Origin of the sequence: Pseudomonas sp. H11T01, assembly GCF_048515765.1 — a bacterium.
Classification (GTDB): Bacteria; Pseudomonadota; Gammaproteobacteria; order Pseudomonadales; family Pseudomonadaceae; genus Aquipseudomonas.
Genome location: NZ_JBLYED010000002.1, coordinates 322,533 through 339,650, shown reverse-complemented (window position 1 = coordinate 339,650; position 17,118 = coordinate 322,533). Strand labels below are relative to the sequence as shown.

The 17,118-nt window shown below is 57.9% G+C and carries 16 protein-coding genes and 1 pseudogene; 12 read left to right on the top strand and 5 right to left on the bottom strand.

All coding sequences use genetic code 11. The features are described from left to right. The first annotated feature begins 37 nt into the window (after nt 1-37). The 3 genes from ACN1C3_RS04125 to ACN1C3_RS04115 all read left to right on the top strand — a co-directional run bounded on the left by ACN1C3_RS04125 (nt 38) and on the right by ACN1C3_RS04115 (nt 4,667). A complete protein-coding gene (locus ACN1C3_RS04125) occupies nt 38-1,078 on the top strand; it encodes a helix-turn-helix transcriptional regulator (RefSeq protein ID WP_419114586.1) in 1,041 nt (346 codons plus the stop codon). Nucleotides 1,079-1,210: 132 nt separating this feature from the next. Beyond that, nucleotides 1,211-3,076 (top strand): amidohydrolase, encoded by a 1,866-nt coding sequence (locus ACN1C3_RS04120; protein WP_419114504.1) that lies wholly within the window; start codon nt 1,211-1,213, stop codon nt 3,074-3,076. Nucleotides 3,077-3,254: 178 nt separating this feature from the next. Then, the gene (locus tag ACN1C3_RS04115; protein ID WP_419114503.1) at nt 3,255-4,667 is read left to right on the top strand and encodes a purine-cytosine permease family protein; all 1,413 of its coding nucleotides are present in this window, start codon (nt 3,255-3,257) and stop codon (nt 4,665-4,667) included. A gap of 122 nt (nt 4,668-4,789) precedes the next feature. Here the strand turns inward: ACN1C3_RS04115 and ACN1C3_RS04110 are convergent, their stop codons facing one another. Then, nucleotides 4,790-5,407: an isochorismatase family protein gene (locus ACN1C3_RS04110; protein ID WP_419114502.1), complete on the bottom strand. Its 618-nt coding sequence runs from the start codon at nt 5,405-5,407 to the stop codon at nt 4,790-4,792. A gap of 148 nt (nt 5,408-5,555) precedes the next feature. Between ACN1C3_RS04110 and ACN1C3_RS04105 the strand changes: the two genes are divergently transcribed. Beyond that, nucleotides 5,556-6,464, top strand: a complete 909-nt coding sequence (locus ACN1C3_RS04105) for a LysR substrate-binding domain-containing protein (RefSeq protein ID WP_419114501.1) — start codon at nt 5,556-5,558, stop codon at nt 6,462-6,464. Between the two features lie 12 nt (nt 6,465-6,476). Here the strand turns inward: ACN1C3_RS04105 and ACN1C3_RS04100 are convergent, their stop codons facing one another. After that, nucleotides 6,477-7,544: an alpha/beta fold hydrolase gene (locus ACN1C3_RS04100; protein WP_419114500.1), complete on the bottom strand. Its 1,068-nt coding sequence runs from the start codon at nt 7,542-7,544 to the stop codon at nt 6,477-6,479. Between the two features lie 631 nt (nt 7,545-8,175). Between ACN1C3_RS04100 and ACN1C3_RS04095 the strand changes: the two genes are divergently transcribed. From ACN1C3_RS04095 to ACN1C3_RS04085, 3 genes and pseudogenes are all read left to right on the top strand, one after another. Next, nucleotides 8,176-8,406 carry a helix-turn-helix domain-containing protein gene (locus ACN1C3_RS04095; protein ID WP_419114585.1) on the top strand — a complete coding sequence of 77 codons (231 nt, stop codon included), beginning with the start codon at nt 8,176-8,178 and terminating at the stop codon, nt 8,404-8,406. An 85-nt stretch (nt 8,407-8,491) separates the two neighbouring features. Beyond that, nucleotides 8,492-8,596 (top strand): annotated as a pseudogene (gene panB / locus ACN1C3_RS04090) (3-methyl-2-oxobutanoate hydroxymethyltransferase); the annotation flags it as partial. 106 nt (nt 8,597-8,702) lie between these two features. Beyond that, a complete protein-coding gene (locus ACN1C3_RS04085) occupies nt 8,703-9,017 on the top strand; it encodes a DUF3303 domain-containing protein (protein WP_419114499.1) in 315 nt (104 codons plus the stop codon). 115 nt (nt 9,018-9,132) lie between these two features. On the opposite strand, the gene mug is transcribed toward ACN1C3_RS04085, so the two are convergent. Further along, nucleotides 9,133-9,651: a G/U mismatch-specific DNA glycosylase gene (gene mug, locus ACN1C3_RS04080; RefSeq protein ID WP_419114584.1), complete on the bottom strand. Its 519-nt coding sequence runs from the start codon at nt 9,649-9,651 to the stop codon at nt 9,133-9,135. Nucleotides 9,652-9,662: 11 nt separating this feature from the next. After that, nucleotides 9,663-10,286: a TetR/AcrR family transcriptional regulator gene (locus ACN1C3_RS04075; protein ID WP_419114498.1), complete on the bottom strand. Its 624-nt coding sequence runs from the start codon at nt 10,284-10,286 to the stop codon at nt 9,663-9,665. Nucleotides 10,287-10,545: 259 nt separating this feature from the next. Between ACN1C3_RS04075 and ACN1C3_RS04070 the strand changes: the two genes are divergently transcribed. The 5 genes from ACN1C3_RS04070 (at nt 10,546) to ACN1C3_RS04050 (ending at nt 16,662) form a co-directional block, all read left to right on the top strand. Next, entirely contained in the window at nt 10,546-11,667 is a 1,122-nt protein-coding gene (locus ACN1C3_RS04070; protein ID WP_419114497.1) for an HlyD family secretion protein, read from the top strand. Next, entirely contained in the window at nt 11,664-13,163 is a 1,500-nt protein-coding gene (locus ACN1C3_RS04065; protein ID WP_419114496.1) for a DHA2 family efflux MFS transporter permease subunit, read from the top strand. Before ACN1C3_RS04070 ends, ACN1C3_RS04065 begins: the two co-directional genes overlap by 4 nt. 19 nt (nt 13,164-13,182) lie before the next feature. Then, nucleotides 13,183-14,673, top strand: coding sequence for an efflux transporter outer membrane subunit (locus ACN1C3_RS04060; RefSeq protein ID WP_419114495.1), 1,491 nt, complete (start codon nt 13,183-13,185; stop codon nt 14,671-14,673). Between the two features lie 34 nt (nt 14,674-14,707). Next, nucleotides 14,708-15,658, top strand: coding sequence for an aldo/keto reductase (locus tag ACN1C3_RS04055; protein ID WP_419114494.1), 951 nt, complete (start codon nt 14,708-14,710; stop codon nt 15,656-15,658). Between the two features lie 65 nt (nt 15,659-15,723). Then, nucleotides 15,724-16,662: a LysR family transcriptional regulator gene (locus tag ACN1C3_RS04050; protein ID WP_419114493.1), complete on the top strand. Its 939-nt coding sequence runs from the start codon at nt 15,724-15,726 to the stop codon at nt 16,660-16,662. A gap of 63 nt (nt 16,663-16,725) precedes the next feature. On the opposite strand, the gene ACN1C3_RS04045 is transcribed toward ACN1C3_RS04050, so the two are convergent. Further along, the gene (locus ACN1C3_RS04045) at nt 16,726-16,998 is read right to left on the bottom strand and encodes a DUF2790 domain-containing protein (RefSeq protein WP_419114492.1); all 273 of its coding nucleotides are present in this window, start codon (nt 16,996-16,998) and stop codon (nt 16,726-16,728) included. Nucleotides 16,999-17,118: the final 120 nt, after the last annotated feature.

The following is a 17,118-nucleotide window of genomic DNA, read 5'->3' as shown; positions in this document are numbered from 1 at the left end:
CGAAATGACAGGTCATGTAGCCGCTGGGATCGGAACGATGGAGGAGGGTGATGAGTGCGGCGCCAAGACGTCGATGGCAACGCTGGAAGCGTTCAATCGTTGCGTGTTACACCTCGGTCGTCTTGCTCGAGAGCGTGGCGCATCCCAATTTATCGCAGACGGCCTGCAGGCATTTAGCCAACTGGTGCCCTTCGCTTCGGCATGGTGGGGCGAGATGTCCGCGTCAGACGCCAATGTTCCCCCCAAAAGCTGGATGCACGGGCGAATCAATCTGCCGGAGTCGTTTGCCGCGGAATGGAGCAAGGGTGCGGGCAGCGACAGGTTCTCCCATGACACGTTGAGTCAACCCGGTGAAGTCGTGCGCGACAGCGGGTTCACCGACCCCAATGAAGAAGTGGACGCGTTCGCTCGGCGCCACGACCTCTACCACCTGATGTGCATCACCTTTGAGTTGCCCGAAAGCGGCTTGATGTTCTTCGTTTGTCTCTACCGTGGCATTCATGCGCCGGCTTTCAACGACAGCGAGGCCGGTTTGTTTTCGGCCTTCTGCGACCACCTGTTGCAGCTGTGGCGATTTCAGGTGCAGGACATGATCCGGTTTGACACGGGCAACGGGGCGACAGACTTCGGGGTCGCCCGTATGGACGGCAGTCTGCTGTACGTGGGGGCAAGGCTGTGCGCAGCCATTGGGCGCGAGTTGCCCGGGTGGAGCGGCTCAATGCTTCCCTTTGAGGTGATCGCGCAGCTGTCAAAGGCGCCGTGCGTGATGCGTCTGGGCCGCTGTGCACTGACACTGAGTCCTAACGCAGAGCATGTCATTCTGTCACTTGAGACACAGCCGCGCGGGGCGGTGCTTGCACCACGCGAGCGGACGGCAGCCATGCTGTTCGCCGCCGGCCATTCCTACAAGGAGATTGCCAAAATCCTTGCATTGAGTCCTGCGACAGTGCGCACCTATCTGCGCAACTGCTACGTGCAGCTCGGCGTCAAGAGCAAGGTAGAACTAGGTTCGGTCCTGCGTTCGCCGACCGCACCTGCGGTCGCGATTAAGTGTAGCGGCCCCGGAATTTCCAACTAATTGCCTTACCCCTCCTCATTTGTAGAGGTCCATAAAGCTGCTGCGCTCTATAGGGTGTGCCCTGCATATCACGGGGTTGCACGGCAGTCTGTTCGGGCCACTTCCAAAACTATAAAAATAGAGGTGAGGCATTTGAAATTTTCCAGGCTATTTATCGCCGTTGCCGCGACAACCGCATTTTCTTGCATGGCGCTGGTGGGGTGTCAGACATCCGTTTCGACGCCCGCCGACATGGTCCTGCGCAACGGCTATGTCTATACAGTCGATGGCAAGAATTCCGTGCAGCAGGCGATCGCCGTTGCAGGTGGGAAGATCGTCTATGTGGGCAGCGATGAAGGGGTCACCTCGTACATCGGCACGCAGACACAACTGATCGATCTGGCGGGACGCATGTTGATGCCGGGCTTCATCGATGCCCACATGCATCCGGGGGACGGAGGCCGCGCCATGACCTTGTGCGACCTGAAATACCAGACGATGACCCGCAAGGTTTTCCAGGCGACCATCCAGGCGTGCCTGGATGCCGACAAGGACAAGGGCCCCGATGTCTGGCTCGAGGTAGGCAGCTGGGATCGCATAGGCATGACTGGACTCGATGGCGACCCCGACAAATCGACGCTGGACGCGCTCAAGACCAAGCGCCCGATTCAGGTCCGTTCCACCGACTTCCATACCGTACTGACAAATTCTCGTGGCCTGGCGGTTGCAGGCGTGAACAAACACACGGCCAATCCAGGTGATGGCAAGTACGTTCGCGACAGCGCCGGCAACCCGACCGGCATCTGCGAAGACGGTGCTGCCGATACCATGGCCGCCGTGGTGCCGGCAGCCACCGACGCAGAGAAGCTGACCCAGACCCGCGCGGCGCTCGACGCCATGCGCCAGCAAGGCATCACCAGCTTCTTCGATGCCTTGTCGGGGCCTGAGAATGGCAAAGCTTTTACCAGCCTGCAGCAGTCGGGCGAGCTCACCGCCCGGGCCTTGTTGGCGATCAAGCTGGACCCTGCCGCCGCTGCAGCAGACCCGGTCAAGACCATCGCCGAGGCCAAGAACTTGGCCAACACCTACGACCAGGGCGAGGCAAAAGTTGCGCCGGGCGTGAGCATGCGCCACGTCAAATTGTTCATGGATGGCATCATCAACGCTCCGGCTGACACCGGTGCAATGTTGAAGCCGTACTTGCGCAATGCCGGAACCGAAACTGCACCCAAGTGGACGCCTGGCAAGAACCTCGGTGAGCTGTACTTCCCCCCGCAAGTACTCAATCCGCTGTTGCTGCAGGCGGTCCAGGCCGGCCTCGACCCGCACCTCCACGCCACCGGGGACCGCGCGGTGCGTGATGCACTGAACAGCATCGAATACGTGCGCCAGCAACTGCCCGGCAATCGCTTCCGTCCAGCCATCGCTCACGCCGAGTCGGTGGACCCTGCCGACTATGCGCGCTTCAAGGCGCTTGACGTGACCGCCACCATGTCCTTCCAGTGGGCCCAGCAGGCGCCTTCGACGGTCGACGGTACCAGCGATCATCTCGGTTCGGACCGTTTTGCACGCATGGAGCCATCCGGCAGCATCCACAACGCCGGCGGACGCGTAGCCTTCGGCAGCGACTGGCCCGTCGACCCGCTCGACGAATTCCTTGCGCTGAAGATCGGTGTCACCCGCTCAGGCGATCCGCTGAACCCACACAGCTATGGTCCCAAGAACGCGGGAAGGCTCAACGCCGACCCGGCACTGTCGCGTACTGACGTGCTGCGCGCTATCACCATGAACGCCGCCGAGCAGCTGCAATTGGACGCTGTCGTCGGTTCGGTCGAGGTCGGCAAGTTCGCCGACTTGATCGTCCTGGACAAGAACTTCATGCAGGTTCCTGAGGATGAGTTGGCTCGAAATGACGTGCTGCTGACGGTTGTGGGCGGCAAGGTCGTGTGGGCCAAGGCGCCGTTCGGTGGTCTTGATCAGCGGCCGGCTCGAGTAGCTGTGACTGAACAACAAAAATAAAAGCACGCCCCAATGCCAGTCAGTTAAACGCAATCCATGTGGGAGCGAGCCTGCTCGCGAAAGCGGTGGGTCAACCTGCATCAATGTTGAATATGCAGCCGCCATCGCGAGCAGGCTCGCTCCCACAGGTTTTGCACTAACTGGCATTGGCGTCTACCCATAAAAAGAGAAAACAATAATGACCAAGGTCAGCGATAGTCAGCAGCGGAGTCCCCTGATCGAGACACGTTCGATCGATTACATTCCCGAGGCCGAGCGCCATGGCAGCCTCTACAGTCAGTTCACCCTGTGGCTCGGCGCCAACCTGCAGATCACGGCGATAGTCACCGGTGCCTTGGCCGTGGTGCTGGGCGGCGATGTGTTTTGGTCCCTCATTGGCTTGCTGATCGGCCAGCTGCTCGGCGGTGCAGTGGTTGCCCTGCACGCTGCGCAAGGGCCCAAGCTTGGGCTGCCGCAGATGATCTCCAGCCGCGTGCAATTCGGCGTCTATGGCGCGGCCATCCCGATTGTGTTGGTGTGTCTGATGTATCTCGGCTTCAGCGCCACCGGTGCGGTGCTGTCGGGGCAGGCCATTGCCCAGTTGATCAATGTCAGCGACAGCGCCGGCATCCTGATTTTCGCCTCATGCATCGCGTTTCTGACCCTCTTCGGTTATCGGGTCATCCACCTGGTCGGGAGGGTTGCCAGCGTGCTGGGCATCATTGCCTTCGCCTATCTGTTTACCCGGCTGATGACGCTGAACGATATCGGCCTGTTGCTGGAAAACCGTCACTTCGGCTGGAGCACCTTCCTGTTGGCGGTGTCCCTCTCCGCGTCCTGGCAGATCGCCTTTGGCCCTTATGTGGCCGACTACTCACGCTACCTGCCGAGCAAGACCTCGTCCTGGAAGACCTTCGCTGCCGTCGGTCTTGGTACGGTGCTGGGTGCACAGGCTTCAATGGTGCTGGGGGTGTTCGCCGCTGCTTTGGCGGGCGTGAATTTCCGCGGTCACGAGGTGGCTACCATCGTCGGGTTGGGCAGTACCGGTGTGATGGCCTCCCTGCTGTACTTGAGCGTGGTGTTCGGCAAGGTCACGGTGTCCACCCTCAACGCCTATGGCAGCTTTATGTGCGTGGCCACCATTATCAGTGGCTTTCGTAATCGTCTCGAGATATCCGCCGCGCAGCGCATGCTGTTTGTGCTGGCAATTGTCGCGGCGTCCACCACACTCGCGCTGCTGGGCCAGTACTCGTTTCTCAGTACGTTCAAGTATTTCATTCTGTTTTTGCTGACCTTCTTCACGCCCTGGAGCGCGATCAACCTGGTGGATTACTACTTCATCAACAAGGAGCGCTATGACATCCCTGCGTTGTCCGACCCGGCGGGTCGCTACGGCCGCTGGAACGTGTTGGGGATCAGCGTGTATGTCACCGGTGTATTGATCCAGCTGCCTTTTGTCGACACCCACTTCTATGCCGGGCCGATGGTTGCGCAGCTCGGCGGTGTCGATATTTCCTGGATCGTTGGTCTGGTGGTGCCGGGAATTCTCTATTACCTGCTGGCCAGGACATCAGCCCTCGCGGTGTCGCCTGAACGGAGCTCAAGGGCCTGAACGAAGCGCATTTTGCATACGCTCACACTGAGGTGAGGCAAAGGCGGGTGGGCGTATCACCCGCTGAGCTTTGTTGAACGAACCGATCAATCAACCACCTTGCGGCGGGTCCTGGCGGCAGATCAGTGCGAAAAGTACTGCTTCAAGCCATACACGAGGCCGGCGAAGGGCATGCCGAGCGCAGCGTAGACGGCCTCGGCTTCGGGCGCGGCGTTGTCGGCCAGAATCTCAACGGCGACGCTCGAGTAACCGACAGGGATCACGCCGGCCTGCTGCATGCGCACCACGCCCATGGCGACTTGCGTCTGGGTGAAGCCGCCGGAAGCATCGATCACTGCATAGCTGTTGTAGCCGTCGGCAATTGCCGAGATCGCCGGGAAGGCGAGGCAAACGTCGGTCGAGATACCCGTCACGATCAGGTTCTTGCGGCCAGTCGCCTTGACCGCATCGACGACGCGAGGCTCGTCCCAGGCGTTGACGGTAGTGCGCTCGATGCGCTTCACGCCCGGCAGCGCTTCGGCGAGCTCAGGGATCAGCGGCCCCCACATCCCCTCGGTTGTCGTGGTGACGATGATCGGCAACTTCAGCGCCAGCGCTGCCTTGGCCAGGCCGACGACGTTGTGCGTGAGCGCCAGTGTGTCGATGTCGCGCACGCCGCTGTAAAGGCCGACCTGATGGTCGACCAGTAGCAGGATGGCATTTTCGCGGGTCAGGCGTTCGTAGAGATGGGGCGCGTTCATGGCAAGGCTCTCCGGTGCAAGCTGGGATGCCTTAACATTAGAACTGGGACCATCTGAGAGCAATTAGGCAAAATGAGAACCATCGTCTACACGATGGGACGATAAGCCGACACGAGACGTCGGCTGCCTTGTGCACCGAGGGCTGGCGATGCTCGATCTTAATGACGTCTACTACTACGCCCAGGTGGTCGAACACCAAGGCATCACGGCTGCGGCTCGGGCGCTCAACGTACCAAAGTCCAGCATCAGCCGGCGCATCCTCGCGCTGGAGGCGTCGCTGGGTGCACGGCTGATTCAGCGCACGTCACGGCGTTTCGTCGTGACGGAGATCGGTGCGGAGTTCCATCGCCACGCGCTGGCCATGCTGGTCGAGGCCGAGGTGGCGGAAAGCGTCGTGCGGCGTCGCACCGCCGAGCCGAGCGGCACCATCCGATTCACCTGTTCGGTGGCGTTTGCGCAGTTGGCGCTGGCTGAACTGATTCCACGCTTCATGGCGGCTTACCCGCGTGTGCGCATCGTGCAGCACGCAACGAATCGCTATGTAGACCCCGTGCAGGAAGGCTTCGACCTCTGTCTGCGGGCACATACCGCACCGCTGCCCGATTCGTCGTTGGTTCAGCGCTCCATAGCCCAGATCCCTAGGTACCTGTTCGCGGGCCCATGTTATGTCGCTCGTAAAGGCATGCCCAGCGAACCCAACGCACTGTCAGAGCATGATGGTATAGCGCTCGGCATTGGGCAGGAGAACTACACATGGCGCCTGCGCGATGTACACCAGGCTGATCAGGCTGTCGCCGTTCCATTCACTCCAAGTCTTGTGAGCGATGACATGGCAACGCTAAAAGCAGCCGCATGTGCAGGGTTGGGGATCGTTGCGCTACCGGGTTACGTGGGCTCCCGCGAGATTGAGCAGGGTCAGTTGGTTCGTGTGCTGCCTCAGTGGATTGCGGGCCTGGCGACGATGAGCGTGCTGATGCCGTCTCGCCGCGGTCTGCTTCCATCAGTGGGCGCGTTCGTTGAGTTTCTCGCGGAGCACGTGCCGACGGCCGTTCAATGAGTTGTCCAGTCCTCAAAGGTGATCCGCATCAATCACAGCCTTGGCGAACGCCTGCGGATCTTCCTGCGGCAGGTTGTGGCCGATGCCGCCGCTGATCAGCCGGAACTCGTATTTGCCGGTGAAGCGCTTGGCGTAATCCTCGGGGGCAGGGTGCGGCGCGCCGTTGGCATCGCCTTCAAGGGTGATGGTCGGCACGCTAATGGAAGGCGCCGTGGCCAGTTTCTGCTCTAGAGCTTCGTATTGCGTCTCGCCTTGAACCAGGCCCAGGCGCCAGCGGTAGTTGAACACGGTGATGTCGACATGGTCGGGGTTATCCAGTGCCTTGGCGCTGCGGTCGTAGGTGGCGTCATCGAACGCCCATTTCGGCGAAGCCAGTTGCCATATCAACTTGGCGAAGTCGTGGGTGTTTTTCTCGTACCCGGCGCGACCGCGGTCGGTGGCGAAGTAAAACTGATACCACCACTGCAATTCAGCCTTGGGTGGCAGGGGGTTCTTGCCGGCCGCCTGGTTACCGATCAGATAGCCGCTGACCGAGACCAGCGCCTTGACCCGCTCTGGCCACAGCGCCGAGACGATGTCGGCCGAACGCGCGCCCCAATCATAGCCACCGAGCACGGCTTGTTTGATCTTCAGCGCATCCATAAAGTCGATGACGTCACTTGCCAGCGCGGCCGGTTGGCCATTGCGAAGGGTTTTCTCGGACAGAAAATGCGTATCGCCGTAGCCACGCGCATACGGCATCAGCACTCGATAGCCCTTTGCTGCAAGCAATGGTGCGACCTCGTCATAGCTGTGAATGTCGTACGGCCAGCCGTGCAGAAGAATCACCACCGGCCCTTCGGCCGGGCCTGTTTCGGCGTATGCCACGTTCAGTAGTCCGGCGTTGACATGCTTCAGTGGGCCGAGCGCAGAGGGTGCCGCATGAGTGGCACCGGCACTGATCGCGGCTGGCTGTGCGGCTGCGGTCGTTTGCGCGTGGGCCGCGCCGAGAACGCCGAACAGGGTGAACGCGAGGATCGACGAGCCGACCAGACGGCGGCGAGTTTTGCCGGTTTTGTGGTTCTGCACTGCCATCTTCATGGTGATGTCTCCGTTGCAAGTCGTTGACTAGGGGTTCTGGCTGATCCCCTTCAAACCTTGCTTGCATTTGAACGTGCTGACGTATCTGGCCTGTGTCGAATCGCAGGCAAGATGAAAGCCTATGTATCGAGATGTCATTCAGACACACGGTGATACACAGCGGATCAGCAGATAATCCCGGACGACATTCGAACAGCACCAGAAATGTCCGGCTGGCGATAGTATTTTTCCATCCTGCCACGCTTTCTCTTGAACAAAATCGGTCTAAAAAGCCCGGCCCGCGCTTCGAACTTTTTGCTATTCTGAAGTTGTAGGTGAAGACGCAGACTGATGCGCAAGAGGATAGCAAGGACACGTGGGGCGCGTTCCGAAGGGTACACGGTTAGAAAGATCTCCGCGCTGAGATCCAGCCCTTATGCCGTGTGAAGCAGATCAGCTCAAAACTGTTCTGTCAGAGTCCTGATAAACCTTGTAAGCCGGATACCAGCACCGGCCACCTACTTGATTTTCAAAGCCCGCCCTGTGCGGGCTTTTTCGTATCCATAGGCGCAAGACGGAAACCCTCCTGGTTAGCAAATGGGCACTTATCAAACGGACGACCGTATGAGCGTGTTCAACCAATAAGTGCGTTATTGCCACGCATCAGCCCGGTAATCCGGCACCCACAAACGTACAAGCCAAGCGTTATCTCACCCTGCGTCGCCTCGACCGGATGAAGCAGCTTGTCCACGCGGGGCAGACGCTGTCGGATGCTGCGATCGAGGCGGGTTTTTTCGACCAGAGCCTGTCCAGGCGCTTCAAGAAAGCCTTCGGCCTTTCGCCTTCGCGGTGGTGTAACCCCTCCAAAGCGCTCGACCACTGATCGACTCGGTAAGCCCCCGACGCTTGTGTTCACACAGGTTTCGTCGCAGGCCCGTGCCTGTTCGTTGGCCAAACCCGATCCCCCAAACACTCTGGCCGGGCAAGACAGCATCCAGTCCGCGCTGGGGGCTTATGTGGCGGCGGTGAAGAGGGGGGCTTTTCCGGCTGTGGAGCATGGGTATTCGACTTGAAGCTGACATTCAGAGCTCAACGAAGGTCCACTGTTGGCCGGTGGACTACCATCAGGCAAAGGCGCTAGTTATTTCGAGGGCATCAATGCAATAGAGGAGGATGGCAATGAAGTACATGATCAGCTGGTTCGAACGACCACAAGGCTCGCCTGCGGAGTACGAGAATGCGCAGAAACGGATCCTTGAAGTGTTCAGTCAATGGAAAGCCCCCGACAATTTCAAGATCGAGGTGTTTGTCGTGCGCGTGGGTGAGTGGGGTGGACACATGCTGGTGGACTGCGACGACCCGGCGGCGGTTCACAAGGTTTGCTCGACGTTTCCTGCGTTTGAGTTCCAGGCGCGCCCGGTGATTGCCATCGAGGACGCGGTCCGGGTCGAACTCGAAGCAATCGCCTGGCGCGATGGACTGAAACGCCAGTGATCGTTGCCATTGCAATTGTCTTCAGCTTTGGTCAGGCGCAGGGCAGGCCCTTTGCCCTGCGCCTGAAAATACACTCAACCGATGCGCAGGTCCCCCAGGTGCTCTTCTTGGGCTATTAAAACCGACTCTCGCCTGCTGCTAAACAGAGTTGGCGATACGCGCCAACCAGTTGATCAAGCGTGAACGCGCGATTTCGCCCACTAGGATTGGGCAGGACCCATACCGAGGCATTACCAAAGGTCTTTGCCTGAAGCCCCCACGTAACTTCTCGTTGGCCGGATAACGCGCAATAGGCAGCTTTACCGAGAAAAGCCACAAAGCGTGGCGCATAGCGCGCGATCTTTTGTTCAAAATCGGCAGAGGCAGCGATGAATTCATGTAAAGACAGCTGATCCGCTCGCGCCGTAGGCCGTTCGACCACTGCCGTTAATCCACATTGATACTGCAAGATCGTCCGATCGTTTTCCGGGCGTATTTCCTGCGGCGTAAAGCCGGCGAGATGGAGTGTGCGCCAGAAGCGATTGCCTCTGCCCGCAAAATGATGCCCAAGGGCTGCAGCCGTCATTCCCGGATTGATGCCGCAAAAAATCACGGCAAGCTGCTCGGCCAGAATATCTTCAAGTCTTTCACCCACCATAAAGCCTCTCAACCGCAGATCACGTTGACCGCATTGCGTGCAAGCTCCGTCAATTCTGCGCGGGATTTGCCCGCCCGCGCACGTATCGAAATGCTGTGCAGCAGGGATGACGCAAGTACGGCAAGGGCCGCAGGGTCGACATCGCTTTTCAACTCGCCGCAATTGATTGCTGCTTGCATACGCGTTTCGAGATCGGCATCGAGCCTGCTGAGCCGCTCTGAAAGAACGTCTCGTATTTCAGCATCCTCGACGGCCTCGGTCGTCGCCGTGCCGATCGCAAAGCAGCCACGCGGTTGGCCGTCACCCGAGAAGTAGATCGACAACTGCCCCTCGTAGAAACGCATCAACGCCTGGCGCAATGTCAGATCGCTGTCCGTAAGCGCCTCATGCATGGCAGCAGCGGCAAACTCCCAATACTGCTCAAGCGCCTTGATATAGAGAGCGTGTTTGTCACCGAATGCCGCATAGAGGCTTGGGCGATTCATTCCGGCCGCGGTGGCGATGCTATCCAGAGAAGCGCCGGAATATCCGGTGCTCCAGAACACACCCAGTGCCTGCTGCAGCGCTGTCTGCGGGTCATACGCGCGGGGGCGGCCTCGGCCTTTCCCCTCTGTAATCTTTTTTTGTGCCATGTTGTACAAAATCCTTGAGGGAAGGTGGGTCAGGCGATATTCTTACATCATCGCACAAAATTAAGGAGCCAGAAGTTCCTGAATGTCAGGTTTGTTGTAGCGGAGCTCGAACCGGGTGTTGCAGCGACGAAACAGGTGCGGCGGAGCGATCCTTCCAACCGCGCACAGGGTTGCTTTTTCACAGCAATTTTTGACATCACGGCCGCAGGGGATTCTTGCAGCTGTTAGCCCGATTTCCCGGTTAAAGGTGTATTCGATCATGACTAAACAGTTCGACATCCCAGCGTCGCAGACCTTCGAGCATCCAGTGCCCATCAAAAAACCGTTCAAGGAGAAATTACGGCCATTGCTGATGGTCGGTGTCCCTGTCCTCTTCGCTGCGGTTGGGTACGCACACTATGTGGCGGGCGAGCCCTATGTTTCGACCGATAACGCCTACGCCCGAGTGGCGAAGGCATCGATCAACGCGCGTATTTCCGGACAAGTCGTCGAAATCGCGGTCGAGGACAATCAGCCTGTTCGCAAGGGCCAGGTTCTGTTCCGGATCGACCCGAAACCGTTGCAGATCGCGGTTGACCGTGCACAAGCGCAGCTGAGCGTCGCGCGGCTTCGCATCGATGGACTCAAGGCAGGCTACCGGCAGCAGCAGGCCGAACTGCAATCGGCCAAAGAGTCGGCCGATTTTGACCAAAGAGAATTTGCCCGGAAGAAGGCGCTGGTCGCTACCGAGTTCGTCTCGCGGGCCATTTACGAGCGCGCAGACACGGACCTTAAAGTTGCACGGCAACGAATAGCGTCTATCGAACAGCAGATCGCTAGTACCGTCGTGGCATTGAACGGCAATCCAAACATCGAAGCCGATAGCCACCCGACGGTTCGGGAGGCCAAGGCTCAGCTGGACGAGGCGCAGCTTTTTCTCTCGTACGCGACGGTATATGCGCCGGACGATGGCATCGTGGCCAAAGTCGACGATTTACAGGTTGGCAACTATGTCAACAACGGTGCGCCAGCCTTTGCTCTGCTATCCAATCGCCAGATTTGGGTGGAGGCCAACTTCCGCGAAACGGAGGTGACCCATATGCATCCAGGTCAGGAAGCAACCATCAGTATCGATACGTATCCTGATCACGTATTCAAAGCCCACGTGACCAGCATGAGCCCGGGTACTGGATCGGACTTCGCACTGCTGCCGCCCGAAAATGCGACCGGCAACTGGGTCAAGGTTGTCCAGCGGGTACCGGTCCGACTCGAACTCGATGAGGTGAATCCTGATCTGCCGCTTTTCTCGGGCACCAGCGCCACGGTTAAGGTCGATACCAGGTATCGCACTCCCTGGTGGCACCCGCTCAAAGGGCTGTTAACCGCAGGTACCGACCGATGAACGCCAACCTTATTGGAACCCCGGGGGGAGAGGGTACACGCACGCTAAGGCTCGCCGCTCTGCTGGCGACCTATATGCAGTCTGTGAACCTGCCTCTGCCGAATGCGGCACTCAGGTTTGTTCAGGGCGCCTTGTCGATGACCGACGACGAGGCTGGCTGGGTATTCACTTCGTACCTCGCTGCGAGCGCCATTACCCTGCCGATTGCGCAGTGGCTCGCCGGACGCTATGGCTTGAAGGCGGTGTATCAAGCCGCGATAGCCATCTTCGCCCTTGGCTTGCTGCTCGCTACGGTTGCCACGACCCCGCTGGAATTCGTCGGCGCACGGATTATTCAAGGTGCAGCGAGTGGCGTGCTGGCGCCGCTCTCGATGGCGATTGCAATGGAGACATTGTCACCCGCGCGGCGTGCGAAGTTTGGCTCGGTGTTCACGGCCATTGTGCTCTTGGGCATCGCCAGCGCCCCGAGTATCGGTGGCTGGGTCAGCGAATATTACGGATGGCGCTCGATGTTCTACATCAGCCTTCCGGTATCGGCGTTTATCTTCCTGGTGGTGACGCTTTTGCTTGCCGAGAAAAAGGCCGAGAAAAGCCCGCCTATTGACTTCTTCGGCGTCGGCACCTTCACGCTCGGAATGATCGGGCTGCAAATGCTGCTCGACCGTGGTCAGCGCCTGGACTGGTTTGCCTCGCCCGAGATCTGGCTGGAAGCGGTGGCAGGTGCAGTGGGGCTCTACCTGTTCGTCGTCCATGTGCTGACCGCGAAGGTGCATTTCCTCAACAAAAGTTTGTTCAGAGACCGCAACTTCGTGCTGTCGACGATCATCTTTTTCGCACTCGGTTTCGTGCTGTTGCCGACGATGGCACTGACGTCCCCGATGCTGGATGAGATTCTCGGATACCCACCTGCCACGACGGGCTACCTGACGATACCGCGAGGTGTGGGACTCGTCGGCGCATTCCTCCTGATGGGCCGTGTTCCCGCTCGTATCGACTCGCGACTCTTCGTTGCGGCGGGCGTAGCGGTGGTGGCTTGTGCCAACTGGCTGATGGTCGGTTATTCGCCGTTGATGGACTGGTGGCCCGTGGCGGTGGCCGGTGCACTCCAGGGGATCGGCCTCGGTGTCTTGATGCCGGCGATCAGTAAGGTGGCGTTCAGCACACTCGACCCCAAGTTTCGCCCGGAAGGTACCGGTTTTTTCAATCTGGCCCGTGTTTACGGAAGCACCATCGGCGTTGCGGTCGTGCAAACCTGCTTCTTCAACAACACGCAAGCGATGCACATGGCGCTGGCAAGCCATCTGACGCCCTATCGCGCCGCTGCGCATTCCGTGACGGCGTCGACGTCCCTGCAAGTACTTGGGGGGCTCAACGAAATGATCACCGGCCAGGCGGCTTTTATCGCAGTTATCGGCCAGTTCAAGATTTTGATGTTGGCGATGCTAGTGGTGAGCCCACTGGTTATGTTTCTTCGCAAGCCCGTTCCGACCAACTAGATTTCGTGGAGTTTGCCAAATGAAATCCAATGCGCGCTTCATCAACAGACATCTGTTCAAAACCACGTTCGGTGCGGTGTCGGCTCTTGTGTTTCTGACCGCCTGTACCGTCGGCCCTGACTATCAAATGCCCCCGCCGAGCCTGTCGCAGCACTACGATCAACAGGCCGAGCAGCGTCTTGGCGAGAGCGGCAACACGATCGGTGAACAGCACATTGACCTTGGCAAAAAGGTCAGCGGTGACTGGTGGTCTGCCTTTCATTCGCAGAAGCTCGACAAGGTTGTACGTCGCGCCATTGACGGCAATCTTGAACTCGTGGTTGCAGACGCAACGATCCGGCAAGCGGCTTCTTCTGTCTCCGCGGCGGAAGGTGCACTTTATCCGCAGGTCGATTTTGGCGCTCAGGCAGGCCGCCAACGGGTACACAACGCGAAAGAGCCCTCTGTCTCCAATTTCTACGCGATTGGGCCACGGGTCGGCTTCGACCTTGACGCTTTCGGCGGTAACAAACGGCTGGTCGAGCAGCAGGAGGCTTTTGCGGATCTTCAGAAGCATCGATACGAAGCGGCGTACCTGACCCTGACGGGCGATGTCGCGAGCCAGGCGTTGTTGGTTGCCTCTGCAAACGCGCAGATGGAAGCCGTCGAGAAGCTGCTCGCCAATGACGCAAAAAATCTCGAACTCGTGCGCATGGCGCACCTCAATGGCACCACCACGCAGATCGATGTTTCGCTGGCCGAGACGCGGCTCGCTCAAGATCGCACACTGTTGCCGCCCCTCGCTCAGCAGCGTGATTCGGCCCGACACGCGCTCTCGATTCTGACGGGAAAAGGGCCTGGGGACTGGATCGCGCCTGACTTCAATCTTGCCGAGTTTGTCTTGCCGTCAAACGTGCCAGTCAGCTTGCCCTCTGAAATGGCCCACGACCGACCGGATGTACTGCAAGCAGAGGCTGAACTGCACATGGCCAGCGCTGCAGTCGGAGTCGCGACCGCGAACCTTTATCCCCATGTAACGCTGTCTGCGTCTCTTGTACAGGCTGCTTCAGGCAATGGCGGCGCCGCACTCTGGGGCTTCGCTGCGGGGCTGGCGGGTCCAATCTTCGATGGCGGAACGCTCAAAGCGGAACGTCAGGCTGCAGTCGACGGCTACAAGGCAACTCTTGCCGGCTACCAGCAGACCGTCATTAGTTCGTTCGGTCAGGTCGCAGACACGTTGCAGGCAATCAACCATGACGCAGAGGAAAACCTGGCGCAGGAGGACGCGTTACGAGCTGCAGAAACAAGTTTTCGGTTGAACCAACAAGCCTACGCACAAGGCGAGAACAGCATTCTCCAAGTGCTGGAAGCGGAACGTGCCTATGAGCAGGCGCTACTGGGCCGAATCAGAGTGAAGACGGCGCAGTATCTCGACACGGTGCGGTTGTATGTGGCACTCGGCGGTAATTCCGTCGGTGCTTTTGAGCAAAGAGTTGCCAGTCGCGAAGAACAGAACCATTCGTATCAATAATAGAGGCTGCGGCCCCAGACAGTGGAGTAAAGATATGCCTTACGAAGCATTTTACGATGCACTTCGCGATACGAAATTTCCTCTTATTAACGGATCCGGTGAGATGCCGGCCGTTGGATTTGGCACACTGTTCCGTGATCTCACCGTCACAACACAAGCGGTTAAAGAAGCGCTGGAAACAGGATTTCGGCATTTCGATTGTGCAGAACGCTATCGAAATGAGGAGAGGGTCGGCGTTGCACTACAGGAAGTTCTGGAGGCGGGTAAGGTCCGGCGAGAGGACCTGTTTATTACCACGAAACTGTGGAACACCAACCATCGTCCCGAGCGGGTCGAACCTGCTTTTGAGGCAAGCTGCCGACGACTTCAAGTTGATTATATTGATTGCTATCTGATCCATACTCCGTTTGCCTTTCAACCCGGTGACAATCAGGATCCACGAGACGGACAGGGTCAAGTCATCTACGACTCAGGCGTGACGTTAATAGAGACCTGGAGAGCACTTGAACGCCTCGTGGACGAAGGCCGGTGCAAGTCCATCGGCTTGTCTGATATCACGTTGGAGGCTCTACAAGAGATTGTCGCAGTGGCTCGGATAAAACCCGCAGTCGTGCAAGTCGAATCCCACCCTTATCTGCCTGAATGGGAACTCCTTGAATTTTGTCAGCAGCATGGAATCATCGTCCTTGCCTTTGCACCACTCGGACATGGCATGGAGCCGAACGTACTGGAAGATTCCGTGATTACAGGGATCGCTCAGCGCTTGCGCAAGACCCCGGCTCAAGTTGCATTGGCCTGGTCTGTACAGCGCGGAGTCGCTTTCCTGACCACTTCTGTAAACCCGAGCCATATCAAGGAAAACTTTGATATTTCTACCCTGCCTCATAGGGCCATGCGTGAAATTCAGGAAGATATTACGACGAGGGTACGATTCAACTCGGTAGTGGAAACCGGTGTGCCTGGATTTATTCCGCAGAAAAAGTGACACACAACCAGGGCGTGGTCTGCTGCAGGGCCGCCCCTTTTATCCATACCCCTGAGGTGAAAACGATGGACGTTTTCCAAACCATGCGTTTTTTCGTTGCTGTCGCTCAGAGCGGCAGCTTTACGGCAGCGGCTGAGATATTGGACACCTCTACAACTAACGTTTCCAAAGCAGTCTCCAGTCTGGAGGCCAGGCTTCAGACACGTCTGATTAACCGCACGACCCGACGCCTGGCGTTGACCGAAGCAGGTGTGCGCTATTTGCAACGATGCGAGAAAATTCTTGAGGAGGTACGTGAAGCCGATGAGGAAGCGGGCACTGCTCACATCATGCCCGTTGGCAGGCTCAAGATTCACGCTATGTCAGCCATTGGCAATCATTACGTGATCGATGCCATTGCCAAATACAGAGAGACTCATCCCTCGGTGTTGTTTGATTTGACGTTGACCAATCGGCTACCTGACTTGCTGGAAGAAGGCTATGACATGTCGATTGTTTTAGCGCGAGATTTACCCGATTCAGGGTTTGTAGCTCAGCGGCTCGGGATTACTTACAGTATTCTCTGCGCCTCGCCAGCGTACCTGAAGAAACGCGGGATCCCCGATTCTCCGAGTGCTCTTTGCTCACATGATTGTTTGAGAATTGTTAATACGGTAATGCCGGTTGAAAGCTGGGCATTTGAGGGGCCCGAAGGCGTGGAGACCGTCAACACTCCATTGTCTCCCTTTCACGTCAACACCGCCGATGCCATGACCGTCGCTATAACGAACGGGATGGGTATCGGTATTCAGCCTATTGCTTCTGCAGTGGACGGCCTGAGGGCCGGCACGTTAGTGCGCGTACTGCCAGAGTATCATTTTGAAGAGTTTAATTTATTTGCAATATACCCATCACGAAAGTTCGTGGATGCAAAAATAAAGACATGGATAGAGTTTCTTAAAGATTACATTCCAGGCGTGTTGGCATCCGATGAAAAAATTGTCGGCCCACCCAAAAAACGATAGCAGCTGTTGAGTTTACCAGCGCTGCAGGTATGGAGTGTCGACCCTCCATCGTCCGCACAGTATTCAACCGTTTGAACAGCCAGTTCCCATGACTTGATACTGCATGACATGCTGTTGACCGTGAGAGTCTTCATACGTCATTTGGACCGGGACCGGCCCACACTGGTCCGGGATATCTGTAATTGTAAGGACTTTGTTGATGTCCAGTTTCGTTCCGTAAGTGTAAATTTCAATAGGCGCCTTGCTGGCCGCAACCGTTGAATGGCTCTCGTCTGCAAATGCATGCGCGCCTACACTGCCAAGAGCAAGAAAAATCGCAATTCTTGAAAATTTCATAATATTCACCGTATCGTCCAAGGGTTACTGTGCGACCGAGATGATCGTAACGTTCACATCGAATTTTCGAGTTTTTCCCTCGTGAGCTAGTTAATACTTACTCTCTTTGCTCACTGGGTA